19 protein-coding genes are annotated in these 17756 nt (G+C 55.5%); all 19 read left to right on the top strand.

The features are described from left to right. Positions 1-122 precede the first annotated feature (122 nt). The 19 genes from argC to mgtE all read left to right on the top strand — a co-directional run bounded on the left by argC (position 123) and on the right by mgtE (position 17753). Positions 123-1157 carry an N-acetyl-gamma-glutamyl-phosphate reductase gene (gene argC, locus R0J87_RS15090; RefSeq protein ID WP_404464609.1) on the top strand — a complete coding sequence of 345 codons (1035 nt, stop codon included), beginning with the start codon at positions 123-125 and terminating at the stop codon, positions 1155-1157. 102 nt (positions 1158-1259) lie between these two features. Next, positions 1260-1613 carry an iron-sulfur cluster insertion protein ErpA gene (gene erpA, locus R0J87_RS15085; RefSeq protein WP_083025782.1) on the top strand — a complete coding sequence of 118 codons (354 nt, stop codon included), beginning with the start codon at positions 1260-1262 and terminating at the stop codon, positions 1611-1613. A gap of 149 nt (positions 1614-1762) precedes the next feature. Next, a complete protein-coding gene (locus tag R0J87_RS15080; RefSeq protein ID WP_498887144.1) occupies positions 1763-2530 on the top strand; it encodes a transporter substrate-binding domain-containing protein in 768 nt (255 codons plus the stop codon). A 107-nt stretch (positions 2531-2637) separates the two neighbouring features. Continuing rightward, the gene (locus R0J87_RS15075; RefSeq protein ID WP_498887142.1) at positions 2638-3309 is read left to right on the top strand and encodes an amino acid ABC transporter permease; all 672 of its coding nucleotides are present in this window, start codon (positions 2638-2640) and stop codon (positions 3307-3309) included. 10 nt (positions 3310-3319) lie between these two features. Next, positions 3320-4078, top strand: a complete 759-nt coding sequence (locus R0J87_RS15070; RefSeq protein ID WP_399841232.1) for an amino acid ABC transporter ATP-binding protein — start codon at positions 3320-3322, stop codon at positions 4076-4078. 578 nt (positions 4079-4656) lie between these two features. Beyond that, positions 4657-6561: a tRNA uridine-5-carboxymethylaminomethyl(34) synthesis enzyme MnmG gene (gene mnmG, locus R0J87_RS15065; RefSeq protein WP_498887140.1), complete on the top strand. Its 1905-nt coding sequence runs from the start codon at positions 4657-4659 to the stop codon at positions 6559-6561. After that, a complete protein-coding gene (gene rsmG / locus R0J87_RS15060) occupies positions 6558-7223 on the top strand; it encodes a 16S rRNA (guanine(527)-N(7))-methyltransferase RsmG (protein ID WP_498887138.1) in 666 nt (221 codons plus the stop codon). Before mnmG ends, rsmG begins: the two co-directional genes overlap by 4 nt. Further along, a complete protein-coding gene (locus tag R0J87_RS15055; RefSeq protein WP_498887137.1) occupies positions 7223-7990 on the top strand; it encodes a ParA family protein in 768 nt (255 codons plus the stop codon). The genes rsmG and R0J87_RS15055 overlap by 1 nt, the downstream gene beginning before the upstream one ends. Positions 7991-8045: 55 nt before the next feature. Beyond that, the gene (locus R0J87_RS15050) at positions 8046-8975 is read left to right on the top strand and encodes a ParB/RepB/Spo0J family partition protein (protein WP_490175486.1); all 930 of its coding nucleotides are present in this window, start codon (positions 8046-8048) and stop codon (positions 8973-8975) included. 221 nt (positions 8976-9196) lie between these two features. After that, on the top strand, positions 9197-9589 hold the full coding sequence (locus tag R0J87_RS15045) for an ATP synthase subunit I (protein ID WP_054640720.1): 393 nt from the start codon (positions 9197-9199) through the stop codon (positions 9587-9589). A gap of 16 nt (positions 9590-9605) precedes the next feature. Next, on the top strand, positions 9606-10433 hold the full coding sequence (gene atpB, locus R0J87_RS15040) for a F0F1 ATP synthase subunit A (RefSeq protein WP_044628644.1): 828 nt from the start codon (positions 9606-9608) through the stop codon (positions 10431-10433). A gap of 66 nt (positions 10434-10499) precedes the next feature. Beyond that, a complete protein-coding gene (atpE, locus tag R0J87_RS15035) occupies positions 10500-10727 on the top strand; it encodes a F0F1 ATP synthase subunit C (RefSeq protein ID WP_007112217.1) in 228 nt (75 codons plus the stop codon). A gap of 76 nt (positions 10728-10803) precedes the next feature. Continuing rightward, positions 10804-11274 carry a F0F1 ATP synthase subunit B gene (locus tag R0J87_RS15030; RefSeq protein ID WP_044628601.1) on the top strand — a complete coding sequence of 157 codons (471 nt, stop codon included), beginning with the start codon at positions 10804-10806 and terminating at the stop codon, positions 11272-11274. Positions 11275-11285: 11 nt separating this feature from the next. Continuing rightward, complete coding sequence (locus R0J87_RS15025) at positions 11286-11819, top strand: F0F1 ATP synthase subunit delta (RefSeq protein ID WP_498887133.1); 534 nt, start codon at positions 11286-11288, stop codon at positions 11817-11819. A 16-nt stretch (positions 11820-11835) separates the two neighbouring features. After that, positions 11836-13380, top strand: coding sequence for a F0F1 ATP synthase subunit alpha (gene atpA / locus R0J87_RS15020; protein WP_287837440.1), 1545 nt, complete (start codon positions 11836-11838; stop codon positions 13378-13380). A 65-nt stretch (positions 13381-13445) separates the two neighbouring features. Continuing rightward, complete coding sequence (atpG, locus tag R0J87_RS15015) at positions 13446-14333, top strand: F0F1 ATP synthase subunit gamma (protein ID WP_044628604.1); 888 nt, start codon at positions 13446-13448, stop codon at positions 14331-14333. 76 nt (positions 14334-14409) lie between these two features. Next, complete coding sequence (gene atpD, locus R0J87_RS15010) at positions 14410-15789, top strand: F0F1 ATP synthase subunit beta (RefSeq protein ID WP_188639548.1); 1380 nt, start codon at positions 14410-14412, stop codon at positions 15787-15789. A gap of 24 nt (positions 15790-15813) precedes the next feature. Then, the gene (locus R0J87_RS15005; RefSeq protein WP_498887130.1) at positions 15814-16242 is read left to right on the top strand and encodes a F0F1 ATP synthase subunit epsilon; all 429 of its coding nucleotides are present in this window, start codon (positions 15814-15816) and stop codon (positions 16240-16242) included. 128 nt (positions 16243-16370) lie between these two features. Continuing rightward, the gene (gene mgtE, locus R0J87_RS15000) at positions 16371-17753 is read left to right on the top strand and encodes a magnesium transporter (RefSeq protein ID WP_404464596.1); all 1383 of its coding nucleotides are present in this window, start codon (positions 16371-16373) and stop codon (positions 17751-17753) included. Positions 17754-17756 lie beyond the last annotated feature (3 nt).

The following is a 17756-nucleotide window of genomic DNA, read 5'->3' as shown; positions in this document are numbered from 1 at the left end:
AGCGCTCTTAAGCGCTGGCTCTCTTGTGTATCATAGCTGGATACACTTCAACAGCCTGGCCACACTCATTAGGCTGTTAATTATTCAAGCGTTGGCTGTGCGAAGCACACAAGGAGTGGTTTGTGATTAACGTTGGCATTGTAGGCGGCACCGGTTACACCGGCGTCGAACTTCTCAGGCTGCTGGCCCAGCATCCCCAGGTAAGCGTGAAAGCCATCACCTCTCGCTCAGAGGCGGGCGTGAAAGTGTGCGACATGTACCCCAATTTACGCGGCCACTACGACACGCTGGCGTTTAGCGAACCTGACGCCAAAGCGCTGGGCGCGATGGATGCGGTCTTTTTCGCCACGCCCCACGGCGTTGCCCATGCGCTTGCAGGCGAGCTGCTGGCTAACGGAACCCGGGTAATCGACCTCTCCGCCGACTTCCGCCTGCGGGATGCCGACGAGTGGAGCCGCTGGTACGACCAGCCCCACGGCGCGCCGGAACTGCTGGAAGAAGCCGTCTACGGCCTGCCTGAAATGCATCGCGAAAAGATCAAAACAGCGCGTTTGATTGCCGTTCCTGGCTGCTACCCCACCGCCGTTCAACTAGGCTACCTGCCGCTGTTAGAAGCGGGCTTGATTGATCCGAGCCAGCTGATTGCCGACTGTAAATCCGGTGTGACCGGTGCTGGCCGCGGCGCTAAGGTCGCCTCGCTGCTTGCCGAGGCCAGCGAATCGATGAAAGCCTACGGCGCGGGCGGCCACCGCCATCTGCCGGAAATTCGTCAAGGCTTGGGCGACATGCAGCCCAACCCGGTGGGGTTGACCTTTGTGCCCCATCTAACGCCTATGATCCGCGGCATTCACGCCACGCTCTACAGCACGCTTACCGCCGAGCCAGAAGATCTACAGGCACTGTTCGAGCAGCGCTATGCCAACGAGCCGTTCGTGGATGTGATGCCCGCCGGCAGCCACCCGGAAACCCGCAGCGTCAAAGGCAACAATACCTGCCGGATCGCGGTCCACCGCCCGGGTAACGGCAATACGGTTGTGGTGCTCTCGGTCATTGATAACCTGGTGAAGGGCGCCTCTGGTCAAGCCATTCAAAACCTTAATTTAATGTTTGGCTTTGATGAACACATGGGGCTCAACGCCCCCGCGCTGATGCCCTAACGTTTGAGGAATTCCCAGCAATAGTTGACCAATTTGCTGGGAATTACCCATAATCACCCCCCAATGCGGATTATTCGTTCTTAAAGCTCGCGGGAGGTACCCATGAGCGGTGCAGAAGCTTTTGTTCCAACCCCTCTGTTACTGTCAGACAGCGCACGCAAACGTATCAAAGCGTTAATGGCTGAAGAGAGTAACCCGGCGCTGAAACTGCGCGTGTATGTTACCGGTGGCGGCTGCTCAGGTTTTCAATACGGTTTTGACTTCGCGGACAACGTTGCCGAAGACGACACGCTGATTGAGTTTGGCGATGCCACGCTGGTCGTCGACCCACTATCGTATCAGTACTTGGTCGGCTCCACAGTCGATTATGAAGAGGGCTTAGCGGGCGCACGTTTTCGTGTCCAAAACCCAAATGCCACCACTACTTGCGGGTGCGGTGCCTCGTTTATGGTGTGACCAACGTTGGTGGCAACCCCGTCCCCATGACTTGACGCCTTGGTGGTTTCTCGCCAAGGTTGAAAGGTCAATAACGTTTGCTTGCCCGATTTATAAGAAAAAAAATTCTATAAACAGCGCGGCAAACCACATAAAACATGGGGAAACTAATGAAACACTTACTCACTACCTCTGCCATTGCGACCGCTATCACACTGGGCTTGGGCAGTACCACCGCGTTTGCACAAACGCCGTCTGTTAACGTGGCCACTGACCCAAGCTTTGTGCCTTTCGAGATGCTCGACCCCGAGACCGGTGAAATGATCGGTTTCGACATGGATATCATCAACGAAGTTGCTGAGCGCGCTGGCTTTGAAGTCAACCTCACCACCATGGAGTTCTCTGGCATTATTCCCGCCGTACAAACCGGCAGCCAGGAGATCGCCATCGCGGGCACCACCATTACCGAAGAGCGTTCACAGGTCGTCGACTTCTCTGACCCCTACTACGACTCCGGTCTACAAATCATCGTGCGTGCCGATAACGAAGAAGTGTCTGCCATTGAAGACCTCGAAGGCCTGACGATTGCCACCAAAATCGGTTCCACCAGCTACGACTTCCTCCAGCAAGAGCTAGGTGAAGACGCCGATATCACGCCCTACCCCGGCACCGCCGATATGTACATGGCACTGCTGGGTCGCAATGTCGACGCCGTACTTTACGATGCGCCGAACGTTGCCTACTTCTCGCAAACCCGTGGCGAAGGCCGCACTAAGGTGGTCGGCCCGCTGTATGAGGGTCAGCAGTACGGCATCGTGTTCCACAAAGGCAGCGAGTGGGTAGAGCCGACCAACGAAGCGCTGGCCGCTATGCGTGAAGATGGCACCTACGACGAGATCTACACGAAGTGGTTCGGTGAAGCACCCAGCGCTGAGTAATTCGCGCGCTATGCCATAACCAACGCTTAAAGCGACTCTCACCACAGGGCCGGGCGGCCATTTACCCCCGGCCCTGTGTCGTTGTTCCTCTTGCCTGGAGATAACGCGTGGACGTTAACTTTCAGTTTGACTGGTCGGCTGCCTTTAGCTCGATCCCCTACTTGTTACCCGGTATTCCCTGGACCCTACTGATTTCGTTTGGCGGTCTGGCGATTGGTTTTTTCATCGGTATTTTCTTTGGCCTGTTGCGCATTAGCCCGGTGCGCTGGTTACGCTGGCCTGCGGTTGTGTATGTTGAAGTGTTCCGCGGCACCCCTATTCTGGTTCAGGTGCTGTTTATCTTTTACGGTTTGCCGCAGCTTTTAGGCAGCCCCATTAATGCGTTGGTAGCGGGTATTGCGGCCATTGCCGTCAACTCCGGTGCCTATATCTCTGAAATTGTGCGCGGCGGTGTACAGTCCATTGAGCGCGGCCAGCGGGAAGCATCGCTATCGCTTGGCCTCTCCCGAGTACAGGCCTTCCGCTATGTTATTTGGCCCCAGGCACTGCGCCGTATGATTCCACCGCTGGGCAACCAGGGCATCATCAGTATCAAAGATACCTCGCTCTTCTCCGTCATCGGGGTCAGTGAGCTGGTACGCCAAGGGCAGATCTATATCGCCACTACCTTCACCGCGCTGGAGGTCTACTTCATGGTGGCGCTGATGTATCTCGCCATTACCTGGACCCTCTCACTGGTGCTGCGCCAAATCGAGCGCCGCGGCCTCACCGGACAATAAGGAGCGCACAATGACCTCTACTCAAACGCCTATTGTGCGTATGCAAAAGCTCCACAAGCACTTTGGCAGCCTGCACGTACTCAATGATATCGACCTGGAAATTGTGCCTGGTGAAGTCGTCGTGGTCATCGGGGCCAGCGGTTCCGGTAAATCCACGCTCATTCGCTGTATCAACGGCTTGGAAGAGTTTCAGTCGGGCAGCCTGGATGTGGACGGCAATACGCTGCTACCCAACGGTAAAAGCAGTCAGGCGCTGCAAACCATCCGCACCGAAGTGGGTATGGTGTTTCAGCAGTTCAATCTGTTCCCGCATCTTAGCGTGCTCGATAATGTCACTCTCGCACCGATGAAGGTGCGTGGCTGGAGCCGCCAGGACGCCGAAGAGACCGCTAAGCGGCTGCTTGATCGCGTAGGTATTGCCGATCAGGCAAATAAGTACCCCAGCCAGCTCTCCGGCGGCCAGCAGCAGCGTGTGGCGCTGGCCCGTGCGCTGGCCATGGAGCCGCGCCTCATGCTGTTCGATGAGCCAACCTCAGCCCTCGACCCCGAGATGATTGGTGAAGTGCTGGATGCCATGCGGGAGCTTGCCAAAGAAGGCATGACCATGGTGATCGTTACCCACGAAATGGGCTTTGCCCGTGAGGTGGCCGACCGCATCATCTTTATCCATAAAGGCGAAATTGCTGAACAAGGCACTCCCGAGCAGCTGTTTGATGCTCCTCAACACGAACGCACTCAATCGTTCCTGGCACGGGTACTGAAGCACTAATGTCGTGCTAACCATGTGTTCTTAAATAGCCAATATTGCGCTTAAAACGTCCTATCTAATGGCCTGTCTTCATGACAGGCCATTTTTTTTGCCTGTGGATACTATTTTTTACACGCTCTTCGCTACTTCGCCACGAAGCCCACCATGAGCGCTTATCAGCATGATTTGAGTATATGAAGCAGGTTGTTCACAGGTGCGGTAACAAGCCAGGTACCCATCGGTGGATAACCCGTTGTCAGTCAGCCTTGTGGGTAAGTCGCACTTTCATCCACAGCTCCAACACCGCTTCTACGCAGGCACTACGCTGCTTAATCACCTAAAGGTCAACAATGTAAAATGTTGATAAAAATAGCGTTAGTAGACTTATCAACAGATTTTGTCCACACCAGTAGTTACTACATCAACAGAACTTCTCTTATTTATTTTTATTTTGTTATTAATAAAGACTGAACCCTTAGGTTGGGGTGTGGAAAAACCTGACGGTTACCCACAGGAGGTTTATACTGGCGGGCTTATTCCAACAGCGCTGAATCGCTGACCACATCATCCGTGCCAACAGGCGCAAGACGAGGTGTCTCTTGAACTACCCCGACCGCTTTGACGTGATTGTCATCGGCGGTGGCCATGCGGGAACTGAAGCCGCACTGGCCTCTGCTCGTATGGGCTGTCAAACCCTATTGCTAACCCACAACATCGAGACGCTTGGCCAAATGTCGTGCAATCCCGCCATTGGCGGTATCGGCAAGAGCCATTTGGTGAAAGAAATTGATGCGCTCGGCGGTGCAATGGGGCTAGCCACGGATTTAGGCGGCATCCAGTTTCGCGTGCTCAACGCACGCAAAGGGCCAGCGGTACGTGCAACCCGTGCCCAGGCCGACCGCATCCGCTACAAAGCAGCCATTCGCGGGATGCTGGAAAACCAGCCCAACCTGACAATTTTTCAGCAGGCGGCCGGTGATCTCATTGTGGATAACGACACCGTGCGCGGCGTCGTAACTGAAACCGGCATTCACTTTCACGCGGAATCCGTTGTGCTCTCAACCGGTACCTTCCTGGGTGGCGTTATCCACATCGGGTTGGATCAAAGCCGCGGAGGCCGCGCGGGTGATCCGCCCTCCAACGCGCTGGCAGAACGACTGCGTGCGTTGCCGTTTCACGTTGACCGGCTCAAAACCGGCACGCCGCCGCGTATCGATGCCAAAACCGTCGATTTTTCGCAGTTGGAAGAGCAGCCGGGCGATACCCCAACGCCGGTGATGTCTTACCTCGGCTCGCGGGAGATGCATCCCCAGCAGGTGAGCTGCCATATCGCGCACACCAACGAGCGCACCCACGAGATTATTCTGGGTAACTTGGATCGCTCGCCAATGTACTCTGGCGTGATTGAAGGGATCGGCCCGCGCTACTGCCCCTCGATTGAAGACAAAGTGCACCGCTTTGCCGACAAATCGAGCCATCAGGTGTTCATCGAGCCTGAAGGCCTGGATACCCACGAGCTTTATCCCAACGGCATCTCGACCTCATTGCCGTTTGATGTGCAGCTACAGGTGGTCCGCTCCATCAAAGGGTTAGAAAACGCGCACATTACGCGTCCTGGCTATGCCATTGAGTACGATTTCTTTGATCCGCGGGATTTGAAACACTCGCTGGAAACCAAGTTTATCCACAACCTGTTTTTTGCCGGACAGATCAACGGCACAACCGGTTATGAAGAAGCGGGTGCCCAAGGGCTACTGGCGGGCTTAAACGCCGCTCGCCGCGCTAGACAGCTTGACGCTTGGTATCCCCGCCGTGATGAAGCCTACCTAGGCGTTTTGGTAGACGACTTAATCACCATGGGCACCAAAGAGCCCTACCGCATGTTTACTTCGCGGGCGGAATACCGCCTGCTGCTGCGTGAAGATAATGCCGATCTGCGCCTGACCGAAAAAGGCCGCGAGCTGGGCTTAGTCGACGACACCCGCTGGGCAGCGTTTAGTCAAAAGCGCGAAGCCATCGAGCGGGAAACTGCACGCTTGGCTACCGCTTGGGTGCAGCCCAATAGCCCGGCGGCGGAAAAAATCGCTGAAAAAACCGGCAGGCCGCTACCCCGAGAGTACTGCTTAAGCGATTTGCTGAAACGCCCTGAGCTGACGTATGCCGATATTACTTCGCTTCCTGGTATGGAAAGCGGTGACGTACACGACGAAGCCGTGGCCGAACAGGTGCAAATTCAAGCCAAATATCAGGGCTATATTGATCGTCAGCAGGATGAGATCGATAAGCTTAAGCGTCATGAAGCTACGCCGCTGCCTGCAGAGCTTGATTATCATCGGGTGGAAGGTCTCTCCAACGAGATTCGCCAAAAACTCAGCGACACCCGTCCAGAAACCCTTGCACATGCAGCCAGGATTTCTGGGGTAACGCCCGCAGCCATATCGATTCTGCTCGTGCATCTGAAAAAACGCCGCCTGATTACCAACGCCGAGGTGGCCAACGGATGAGTCGACTCCAGCCGCTGGTCAACAGCTTACCCAATGGCGTTGCACCACGACTTGATCAAGGCCTGTCAGCGCTGGGGGTAATCATCAGCGCTGAACAGAGAGAACAGCTGCTTGGTTTACTGGCGCTGTTGCACAAGTGGAACCGGGCTTATAACCTCACCGCAGTGCGTGATGTTGAAGAAATGGTCTCGCGTCACGTACTGGATAGCGCCGCCGTTGCTCCCTACGTTCACGGCCCAACGCTGCTGGATGTGGGGGCAGGGCCTGGGTTACCCGGCTTGGTACTAGCGATTATGAAGCCCGAGCTTCAGGTGACGCTGCTGGATAGCAATGGCAAGAAAGTCCGCTTCCAGCGCCAAGCGGTGATGGAGTTGGCGCTGACGAACGTGACGCCTACTCAGGCACGGGTAGAGCAGTTCGCCGGCCAGCACTTTGATCAGGTGATCTCACGTGCGTTTGCCAGTTTGGTGGATTTCGTGACGCTAACGCGTCCCCTGCCATCTGCAAATGGCCAGTGGCTAGCAATGAAAGGCCCTGGTGCCGATGACGAGCTGCGTGACCTGCCGGAAGGCATTGAACTCAGCGAGCGCCACCTGTTGAATATACCCTTTGAAACGGCCGAGCGGCAGCTGTTGATCCTGACCCCAAAAGGAGTTGAGTAGTGAGCCAGATCATTGCCCTGACCAACCAAAAAGGCGGCGTGGGCAAGACCACTTCAGCCGTTAACCTGGCCGCCAGCCTGGCTGCTCTTGACCGCCGCGTACTGCTGGTGGATTTGGACCCACAGGGCCATGCCAGCATGGGTAGCGGGATTGACAAGTACGATCTTGATAAAAGCGTGCTGGATGTGTTGCTTGGTGAAGCCACTGCAGGTGAGGTTATCGTTCGCGGGCTGCCGGTTCACTATGACGTTCTACCCGGTAACGGCGACCTCACTGCAGCAGAAGTCGAATTACTGGATAGCGATCAGCGCCAAAGCCGCCTATCGCTCGCGCTCGCCAGCGTCGCGGACGATTACGACGTGGTGCTGATCGACTGCCCGCCGTCGCTGAATATGCTGACGGTGAACGCACTCACTGCCGCCCATGGCGTACTGATTCCGCTACAGTGTGAGTTTTATGCCCTAGAGGGGCTCTCGGCGCTGCTGGATACGGTGGAGCAGATCAAACAAAGCGTGAATCCTGAGCTTGCCGTCTCTGGCATTCTGCGCACCATGTACGATAAGCGCACCAGTCTCACCCGCGAAGTGGATAAGCAGCTACGCGACTTTTTCGGCGATGCGCTTTTGAAAACGACGATTCCGCGCAACGTGAAAGTCGCTGAAGCGCCAAGCCACGGCGTACCGGTCACCCAATACGCGCGTTTTTCGCGGGGTAGCCAAGCCTATCGCGTGCTGGCCAAAGAGATGATTCGGCGTCTGTCGTTGTAACGGTTGCCGCTGTAGCGTTCAAAGCACGTAACGTTAAAAGTACGAGGGAAAGCGAATGACGCGTAAACGCGCGCTAGGACGTGGCCTGGATGCCCTGATTGGTGCGGGCGCACGTCGTCGTGACAGTTTAGACCTGACCGGTGGCGCAACGCTTGAGAGCGCCGACGCTCCGGTGCCAGACGTGGCGGTGGATGACGCAATGGCTGAACGCTTGGAGCGTCTGCCACTTGGGCAACTGATGCGCGGAAAGTATCAGCCCCGCCGAGACATCCAGCCCGAAGCCCTGGAAGAGCTTGCCGACTCGATCCGTGCCCAAGGCGTGATGCAGCCCATCGTGGTGCGTCCGGTAGGTAAAGATCGCTATGAAATTATTGCCGGTGAGCGTCGCTGGCGCGCCGCGCAACTGGCTGAGTTGGATGTTATTCCGGCGGTCATACGCCATGTGAGTGATGAAGTTGCGCTGGCCCTAGCGCTGATTGAAAACATCCAGCGGGAAAACCTCAACGCCATTGAAGAAGCAATTGCGCTGAAGCGTTTGGGCGATGAATTTGAACTCACTCAGCAACAGATTGCCGATGCAGTGGGTAAGTCCCGTACCCAGGTTGCCAACTTACTTCGTCTGCTGGCCCTCGACCCAGAGGTGCAAACCCTGCTAGAGCGGGGCGATTTAGATATGGGTCACGCTCGCGCACTGCTCTCGTTAACCAGTGCACAGCAGCGCCAAGTCGCCCACGAAGTGGTCAATAAAGACCTTACCGTGCGCGATACCGAAGCGCTGGTGAAAAAGGTTCAAACCAATCAGGCACCTGCGCCGACCGCCAAGCAAGCGGCCAAGACTCCGGATGTGGCCCGCTTAGAAACCCACCTGGGCGAAATTCTCGGTGCGCCTGTTTCGATTGATCATGGTCAAAAAGGCAAAGGCCGAGTCACTATTCGTTATACAAGCCTTGAAGAGCTGGATGGAATTCTAGCGCACATTAAATAGCACGCTAATGAAAGATATGGCCTGTTTTTAGCCCTTTGGTCGCAAGTCGGCGCTGAAACGCGCGAATTCCGTGCAACTTCGGTTGAAGGTGTGATAGCGCTTCCCTATAATCGCGCAAGATTTGTGCAGGTTGCTTATCGATGCGCTTGAAAGGCACATCGGCAGCAACCCATCTAACGCGCTGGGGAATCATTTGCTTACTAGCGATATGTTGAAAGCTTATGCAGCGAATTGAAACCCAGCGGCAGCGAGCCTACTTCGCTCGGCTAACCTGCGCCCAGCTCGTGGTGATGCTGCTTGGAGTACTGCTGGCTTATCCGGTAGCCCAGATGCCAGGGGTGCTGTCGGTCATAACGGGAGCATTGGTAGCGTTGCTGCCACACGCTTTCTTTATACAGCGCATGGGAATTTTTGGTAAAACGCGTCGTTCTCCAGGCGCTATGGTCCTGTTTCGCGCCGAGGCAGGTAAGTTTGGTTTGACGGTGGCACTGTTTGCTTTGGTGTTCGTGGTAGTGCCTCCCTCAAACCCCGCTTTCTTTTTTAGTGCTTATGTTGCGATTGTTCTAACGCATTGGCTTGCACCTTGGTTAATGCCTGGGAAATCGCACAACTGATTGAGGTGACATGTCTATGGCCGCAGGAAACGAAGTCTCGTCGACTTACTATATCCAGCACCACTTGCAGAACCTGACCTTTGGTAAACATCCAGAGAATGGCTGGTCGCTGGCGCACTCCGCCGAAGAAGCTCGTGAAATGGGCTTTTGGGCCATTCACCTGGACACCATGGGCTGGTCGATCGCCATGGGCCTCCTGTTTATCTGGATTTTCCGTAAAGCCGGTAAAGCAGCAACAACGGGCGTTCCTAGCGGCCTGCAAAACGCTGTTGAAATGGTGGTTGAGTTCATCGAGAACCTCACCCGCGCGACGTTCCATGGCCGTAATCCGGTCATTGCCCCGCTGGCACTGACGCTGTTCGTGTGGATTTTGCTCATGAACACGCTGAAAATTATTCCGGTCGACTATGGCCCTGAGCTCTTTAAACGGTTAGGCGTTGAGTACATGAAAATTGTACCGACCACTGACCCGAACGCCACGCTGGGTATGGCGCTGGGCGTGTTCTGCCTGATTATTTACTACAGCATTAAAGTCAAAGGTGCCGGTGGTTTTGCCAAAGAGCTGTCGCTGACGCCGTTCAATCACTGGGCGCTGATCCCCTTCAACCTGGTACTTGAAGTGATTGGCCTGCTGGTGAAGCCGTTAGGCCTCGGCCTGCGTCTGTTCGGTAACATGTTTGCCGGTGAGGTTATCTTTATTCTGATTGCTCTACTGCCGTTCTGGGCAATCTGGCTGTTGGACGTGCCATGGGCCATCTTCCACATCCTTGTGGTAACGCTGCAGGCCTTTATTTTCACCACGCTGTCGGTTGTATACCTCAGCGCGGCGCACGAACATCACTAAAACCAAGCAACGACGTTTTCATTAACCCTCAACCCTTAACCAAAACTTAAACTCAGGAGCAACATCATGGAAATGGTTTATCTCTCAGCTGCCATCATCATCGGTCTGGGCGCACTGGCTACCGGCATTGGCTTCGCTCTTCTGGGCGGCAAACTGCTTGAGTCTACTGCGCGTCAGCCGGAACTGGGCGACCAGCTGCAAACCAAAACCTTCATCATGGCCGGTCTGCTTGACGCCGTTCCGATGATCGGTGTTGGTATCGCGATGTACCTGATCTTCGTTGTCGCCGGTTAATGCAGCTTAACCGAGCGGACATCCGCTCGGTTTTGTTTCACTCCGGTCGCCACGAACTTGTCAGAGGTACATCCCTGTGAATATCAACATGACGCTTATCGGGCAGACGATCGCCTTCGCGATCTTTGTCTGGTTTTGCATAAAGTATGTGTGGCCTCCGATCAGCAACGCGCTTCACGAGCGTCAGAAGAAAATTGCTGATGGCTTAGACGCAGCCAGCCGTGCGACTCGCGACCTTGAGTTAGCTCAAGAGCGCGCTGAGCAAACGCTGCGTGAAAGCAAGGAGCAGGCTTCTCAAATTCTCGAGCAAGCCAACAAGCGCTCTGCTCAGATGATCGAAGAAGCACGCGAACAGGCTCGCGCTGAAGGCGAACGCCTGATGGCAAGCGCTCGTTCCGAAATTGAGCAAGAAGTAAATCGTGCAAAAGACGAGCTTCGTGCCCAGGTTTCTCACCTCGCCATCCTTGGTGCCGAGCGTGTATTAGAAGCTTCGGTCGACGAGAAAGCACATCGCAAGTTACTTGATGAGCTTGCTGCTGAACTGTAAGGAGGTGACCCATGGCGGAATTACTTACCGTCGCTCGTCCTTACGCTAAGGCGGCGTTTGAATACGCGCGTGATCATGAGGCGCTTGATAGCTGGTCCCAGGCGTTTGGTTTTTTAAGCACTGCGGTTGCCAATAGCGACGTTCGTCGCTTGTTGGGTAGTCCAAAGCTTGAGAACGACAAAAAGGTAACCCTGCTTTCCGATATGTTACCGGAGCAGAATGCCGACGTGTCGCGCTTTTTGGATACCCTGGCCGACCAAGGTCGCTTGATGGCCCTACCCTTTATCGCTGAGCAGTTCGAGCACCTGCGTGCCGAACATGAGCAGCGTGTTGAGGTACTGGTGACGTCCGCCTATGCGTTGGACAGCCAACAGCAGACCAAGCTAGCAACCGCGCTCAAGAAACGTCTGAATCGCGAAATCTCCATTACTACTCAGGTGGACAAGGCGCTGATTGGCGGTGTCATCCTGCGTGCCGGCGATACCGTCATTGATGGTTCGGTGCGTGGTCGATTGAACCGACTTTCCGAAGCGCTGACCGCTTGAGTCTGAGGGACATGGCATGCAGCAACTGAATCCTTCCGAGATCAGCGACATCATCAAGCAGCGAATTGAGAAGCTTGACGTCGCATCCGAAGCCCGTAATCAGGGCACCATCGTCAGCGTTTCCGACGGTATCGTGAAAATTCACGGCCTCGAAGACGCGATGTTTGGTGAAATGATCGAATTCCCCAACAGCATCTTTGGCATGGTACTGAACCTGGAGCGTGACTCCGTCGGTGCCGTTGTCCTGGGTGACTACCTGCAGCTTGAAGAAGGCATGACCGCTCAGTGTACCGGTCGCATTCTGGAAGTTCCGGTAGGCCCTGAGCTGATTGGTCGCGTTGTCGATGCGCTGGGTAACCCCATCGATGGCAAAGGCGAGATCAACGCTAAACTGACCGACGCGGTAGAAAAAGTAGCGCCTGGCGTTATTACCCGTCAGTCCGTTGACGAGCCGATCCAAACCGGTCTGAAATCTATCGATGCCATGGTGCCAATCGGTCGTGGTCAGCGTGAGCTGATCATCGGTGACCGTCAGATTGGTAAATCTGCCATTGCCATCGATGCGATCATCAACCAGAAAGGCAAAGGCGTGACCTGTGTCTACGTAGCGATTGGTCAGAAGCAGTCGACCATTGCTAACGTCGTTCGCAAGCTCGAAGAGCACGGCGCGCTGGAACACACCATCATCGTCGCTGCAGGCGCTGCCGACCCGGCACCGATGCAGTTCCTGGCCGCTTACTCTGGCTGCACCATGGGCGAGTACTTCCGTGACCGTGGTGAAGACGCGCTGATCGTGTATGACGATCTTTCCAAGCAGGCCGTTGCGTACCGTCAGGTATCGCTGCTGCTGCGTCGTCCGCCGGGTCGTGAAGCTTACCCGGGTGACGTTTTCTATCTCCACTCACGTCTGCTGGAGCGCGCTGCGCGCGTTAACGCTGACTACGTTGAGAAGTTCACCAACGGTGAAGTGAAAGGCAAAACCGGTTCCTTGACCGCACTGCCGATCATCGAAACACAAGGTGGTGACGTATCGGCGTTCGTTCCGACCAACGTTATCTCCATCACCGATGGTCAGATCTTCCTGGAAACCAACCTGTTTAACTCCGGTATTCGTCCGGCGATTAACGCAGGTCTTTCGGTTTCTCGTGTAGGTGGTGCTGCGCAGACCAAAATCATCAAGAAGCTGGGTGGCGGTGTTCGTCTGGCCCTGGCTCAGTACCGCGAACTGGCGGCATTCTCGCAGTTTGCCTCTGACCTTGATGAAGCGACGCGTAAGCAGCTTGAGCACGGTCAACGTGTTACCGAACTGATGAAGCAGAAGCAGTACTCGCCGATGTCAGTTGCAGAAATGGCGCTGTCTCTGTACGCCGCTAACGAAGGTTACCTGGATGACGTGAGCGTCGATAAGGTGCTGGACTTCGAACGTGCTCTGCACGATTACATGAAGTCTGAGCACAGCGAGCTGCTCGATAAGATCAACCAGACCGGCGACTACAATGGCGAGATTCAGGACGGCTTGAAGTCAGGTCTCGAGAAGTTCAAGGCGACTCAGAGCTGGTAATGTCCGGCCCGCCTGCGGGCGGGCTTGCATGCTTTCTGAGAGCCACGAACGAAGGGTAGATCGCTATGGCAGCTGCAAAAGAGATACGCACCCAGATCGGGAGCATTAAAAATACGCAGAAGATTACCAGTGCCATGGAAATGGTAGCTGCATCGAAAATGCGTAAAGCGCAAGATCTGATGAAGGCTGGCCAGCCGTACGCCAAGCAGATTCGTAACGTGGTAGGCCACATTGCTGACGCAAACCCCGAGTACAAGCACGACTATATGGTCGAGCGCAACGAGGTAAAGCGCGTTGGTTACATTGTGGTTTCCACCGACCGTGGCCTGTGTGGCGGCTTAAACGTCAACCTGTTCAAGGCAGTGGTGAAAGACGCTGTTGCCTGGAAGCAGCAAGGCGCTGAGCTAGACTTCTGCGCCCTCGGCTCGAAAGCAGGGGCTTTCTTCCGCAACTACGGCGGCAACTTGATTGCTGCGAAAAGCGGATTAGGAGAGTCACCGACCGTCGAGGGTCTGATCGGTAGTGTTAAGGTCATGCTCGAAGCGTACGACGAAGGACGCCTAGACCGCCTGTACGTGGTGTATAACGAATTCGTTAACACTATGACGCAGCGGCCGGTAGTGCGTCAGCTTCTTCCTCTGTCGTCCGATATGGGCGCAGACGCTAAGCATGACGAAGAAAACGCCCGTCCCGGAAGCTGGGACTACCTGTATGAACCGGATGCCAAGGCGTTGCTAGACAGCCTGTTGGTTCGATTCATCGAATCGCAGGTGTATCAGGCGGTAGTCGAAAACGGTGCGTGCGAACAGGCCGCCCGAATGATCGCTATGAAGAGTGCCACTGATAACGCGGGCAACCTGATCGACGATCTGGAGATGGTTTATAACAAGGCCCGTCAGGCCGCCATCACCCAGGAAATTTCCGAGATCGTCGGCGGCGCTTCAGCCGTATAACGCCTAGGGAGCCTGCCATCGCTTAGGTGGCTCCCGGCAGACAGGTTTCATTTGCAGGTTTTTGAGAGGAACCAAGATGAGCGGACGTATCGTACAAATCATCGGCGCGGTGATTGACGTAGAGTTTCCGCGGGACTCTGTGCCCAAGGTCTACGACGCGCTGAAGGTCTCCGATGTTGAGACCATCCTCGAAGTCCAGCAGCAGCTGGGCGACGGCGTGGTGCGCACCATTGCCATGGGCTCCACTGAGGGCTTAAAGCGTGGCTTGGACGTGACCAACACAGGTACCGCGATTTCCGTACCGGTAGGTAAGGAAACGCTGGGTCGCATCATGAACGTGCTCGGCGAGCCGATTGATGAAGCTGGCCCGATCGGCGAGCAAGAGCGCATGCCGATCCACCGTAAAGCACCGAGCTATGCCGACCAGGCAGCCTCTAACGAGCTGCTGGAAACCGGTATCAAAGTAATCGACCTGGTTTGCCCCTTCGCGAAAGGCGGTAAAGTCGGTCTGTTCGGCGGTGCGGGTGTAGGTAAAACCGTTAACATGATGGAGCTTATCCGCAACATCGCCACCGAGCACAGCGGCTACTCTGTATTCGCCGGTGTAGGTGAGCGTACGCGTGAGGGTAACGACTTCTATCATGAAATGACCGAATCCAACGTTATCGACAAGGTAGCGCTGGTCTATGGTCAGATGAACGAGCCGCCCGGCAACCGTCTGCGCGTGGCGCTGACTGGTCTCACCATCGCTGAGAAATTCCGTGATGAAGGCCGTGACGTTCTGCTGTTCGTCGATAACATCTACCGTTACACCCTGGCGGGTACCGAAGTATCTGCCCTGCTGGGTCGTATGCCGTCTGCGGTAGGTTATCAGCCGACACTGGCCGAAGAGATGGGCGTTCTGCAGGAACGTATCACCTCTACGAAAACCGGTTCTATCACTTCCGTACAGGCCGTTTACGTTCCTGCGGATGACTTGACTGACCCGTCGCCAGCGACCACTTTCTCCCACCTGGATGCGACCGTGGTACTGGCGCGTTCAATCGCTGAGCTGGGTATCTACCCCGCGATTGACCCGCTGGACTCCACTTCACGTCAGTTGGATCCGCTGGTGGTAGGCGAAGAGCACTATGACGTTGCTCGTGGCGTTCAGAACGTTCTGCAGCGTTATAAGGAACTGAAGGACATCATCGCGATTCTGGGTATGGACGAGCTGTCTGATGAAGACAAGCTGGCCGTATCTCGTGCGCGTAAGATCCAGCGCTTCCTGTCGCAGCCGTTCTTCGTAGCCGAGGTATTTACGGGTTCGCCCGGTAAATACGTGTCGCTGAAAGACACCATCCGTGGCTTCCAGGGCATCCTCGCGGGTGAGTATGACGATCTTCCGGAACAGGCCTTCTACATGGTCGGCTCCATCGACGAAGCTGTCGAAAAAGCCAACCAGATGAAGAAGTAATCCCGTCCATTAGGGGGATTCGCTATGGCGAATAGCTTCACTTGCAATATCGTCAGCGCAGAAGCATCTATCTTCTCAGGTAAAGTTGAGCAGGTAATTGCTTCCGGGATTATGGGTGACCTCGGCATTTTGCCGGGGCACGCCCCGCTGCTGACCGAGCTTCAGCCGGGCCCGATCCGCGTGATCCACGATGATGGTAAGGAAGAAAACTTCTTTGTCTCGGGTGGTTTCATGGAAGTCCAGCCAGATGTCATCACGATTCTGGCAGACGCTGCGGCCCGTGCGAGCGACCTTGATGAGGCCGCTGCCGAAGAAGCGCGTCAACAGGCGCTGAAAGCCTTTAATGAGAAGTCAGCGGAGCTGGATTATACCCGCGCTGCCGCTGAACTTGCCGAAGCCGTTGCACAGCTGCGAACGATTCAGCAGCTGCGTAAAAAGGCGGGTAAAGGCTAACAAAACACGCTCTGCGTGAATAAAACGCTCCTTGAACCCGTCACAGGGTTTAAGGGGCGTTTTTTTTATCCGATAGTAAAGAAGTAGGTTCAACAGTACGGCGCTTGCCTGCACACAAGGAGATGGCGATGGCACTCAACGAAGAAGCCCTACAAGCCTTAAAAAGTGAGCTGCATGAAGAGCTTACCCAAGAAGCGCCGAATAAAGCACAGCTAGCCGAGCGGCTGGCGGAAATTCGCTCGGCCGATATTGGCGAGGTGCTGGAAGAGCTGATTGAGGAGGACGAAGCACTGTCGGCTGCCCTTGCCGTGCTGGCGATTCTCTCCGCAGAGCGAGCGGCCAATGTGCTGGGTTACCTGCCCAAAGAGAGTCAGCTCGAGGTGGTGGGAGAGCTGTCTGATACCCAAGTGCTCAAACTGCTGGAAGAGATGGGCTCCGATGAGCGGGCGGACTTGTTTAACCTGCTAGGGGAAGATCGCCGCGAAGCGCTGCTGCGTCGTATGGCGCACCAAGAGCGAGAAGATTTAAAGCGCCTCGCCAGCTATGAGGAAGGTACGGCCGGCGCCATCATGACCTCTGACTATGTGGCCATAGCCAGTGGCATGACGGTGTCGCAAGCGATGATGCGCGTGCGCCAAACCGCCCCTGATGCAGAAACGGTCTACCAGCTTTACGTGTTGGATAATGACGGCCAACTGATCGGTACTATGTCACTGCGCCAACTGATGGTCGCGCGCCCTGGGGCGTTGGTGGATGACATCATGATCAAAGATGTCATCAAAACCCCTGTGGATAAAGCGCAGGAGGAGGTGGCAAGAATTGTAGCCCGCTACGATTTGCTGGCACTGCCTGTGATTGATACTGACGGCCGTATGGTAGGTATCGTGACTCACGATGACGCCATGGACGTTGCTGAGTCGGAGGCCACTGAAGATATCCACAAAGGGATGTCCATTGGGCAGTTGGAAGATGGCGTTAGCCGGGTGCGACTGTGGAGCCTTTATCGCAAGCGGGTGTTCTGGCTCGTTCTGCTGGTATTTGCCAACCTCTTTTCCGGGGCAGGCATTGCGTATTTTGAGGACACTATTGCGGCACAGGTCGCGCTAGTGTTCTTTTTACCCTTACTAATTGGCAGTGGCGGAAACGCGGGTGCCCAAGCCGCTACGCTGATGGTGCGCGGCATGGCCACGGGCGATATCGGCGTGAAAGACTGGAGTAAGATGTTGGGGCGTGAGCTGCTGGTGGCTGGCGCGTTAGGGCTCACCATGGCGATTGCTGTTGCCCCCATTGGCATTTTCCGGGGCGGCGAAGCGGTGGCGATCATCGTCGCGCTGAGTATGGTCACGATTGTACTCTTTGGCAGCATGATCGGTATGTGTCTACCGTTTGTGCTGGAACGCTTTAAAGTGGATCCTGCCACCGCTTCTGCACCGCTGGTGACCACGCTGATTGATGCTTCCGGGGTGCTGATTTACTTCAGTATTGCCACGGCCATATTGTCAGGCGTTTAGAAG

The organism is Halomonas sp. SIMBA_159, from assembly GCF_046536035.1.
Lineage (GTDB): Bacteria > Pseudomonadota > Gammaproteobacteria > Pseudomonadales > Halomonadaceae > Vreelandella > Vreelandella venusta_A.
The sequence above is the reverse complement of the archived record's forward strand: the minus strand, read 5'-3'. Positions and strand labels throughout refer to the sequence as shown.

What these genes read in the sequence shown, in the direction of transcription:
- erpA (WP_083025782.1), top strand. Translation starts at nt 1,260, where the DNA reads ATGAGCGGTGCAGAAGCTTTTGTTCCAACCCCTCTGTTACTGTCAGAC.
- R0J87_RS15080 (WP_498887144.1), top strand. Translation starts at nt 1,763, where the DNA reads ATGAAACACTTACTCACTACCTCTGCCATTGCGACCGCTATCACACTG.
- R0J87_RS15070 (WP_399841232.1), top strand. Translation starts at nt 3,320, where the DNA reads ATGACCTCTACTCAAACGCCTATTGTGCGTATGCAAAAGCTCCACAAG.
- rsmG (WP_498887138.1), top strand. Translation starts at nt 6,558, where the DNA reads ATGAGTCGACTCCAGCCGCTGGTCAACAGCTTACCCAATGGCGTTGCA.
- R0J87_RS15050 (WP_490175486.1), top strand. Translation starts at nt 8,046, where the DNA reads ATGACGCGTAAACGCGCGCTAGGACGTGGCCTGGATGCCCTGATTGGT.
- R0J87_RS15045 (WP_054640720.1), top strand. Translation starts at nt 9,197, where the DNA reads ATGCAGCGAATTGAAACCCAGCGGCAGCGAGCCTACTTCGCTCGGCTA.
- atpB (WP_044628644.1), top strand. Translation starts at nt 9,606, where the DNA reads ATGGCCGCAGGAAACGAAGTCTCGTCGACTTACTATATCCAGCACCAC.
- atpE (WP_007112217.1), top strand. Translation starts at nt 10,500, where the DNA reads ATGGAAATGGTTTATCTCTCAGCTGCCATCATCATCGGTCTGGGCGCA.
- R0J87_RS15025 (WP_498887133.1), top strand. Translation starts at nt 11,286, where the DNA reads ATGGCGGAATTACTTACCGTCGCTCGTCCTTACGCTAAGGCGGCGTTT.
- atpA (WP_287837440.1), top strand. Translation starts at nt 11,836, where the DNA reads ATGCAGCAACTGAATCCTTCCGAGATCAGCGACATCATCAAGCAGCGA.
- atpG (WP_044628604.1), top strand. Translation starts at nt 13,446, where the DNA reads ATGGCAGCTGCAAAAGAGATACGCACCCAGATCGGGAGCATTAAAAAT.
- atpD (WP_188639548.1), top strand. Translation starts at nt 14,410, where the DNA reads ATGAGCGGACGTATCGTACAAATCATCGGCGCGGTGATTGACGTAGAG.
- R0J87_RS15005 (WP_498887130.1), top strand. Translation starts at nt 15,814, where the DNA reads ATGGCGAATAGCTTCACTTGCAATATCGTCAGCGCAGAAGCATCTATC.
- mgtE (WP_404464596.1), top strand. Translation starts at nt 16,371, where the DNA reads ATGGCACTCAACGAAGAAGCCCTACAAGCCTTAAAAAGTGAGCTGCAT.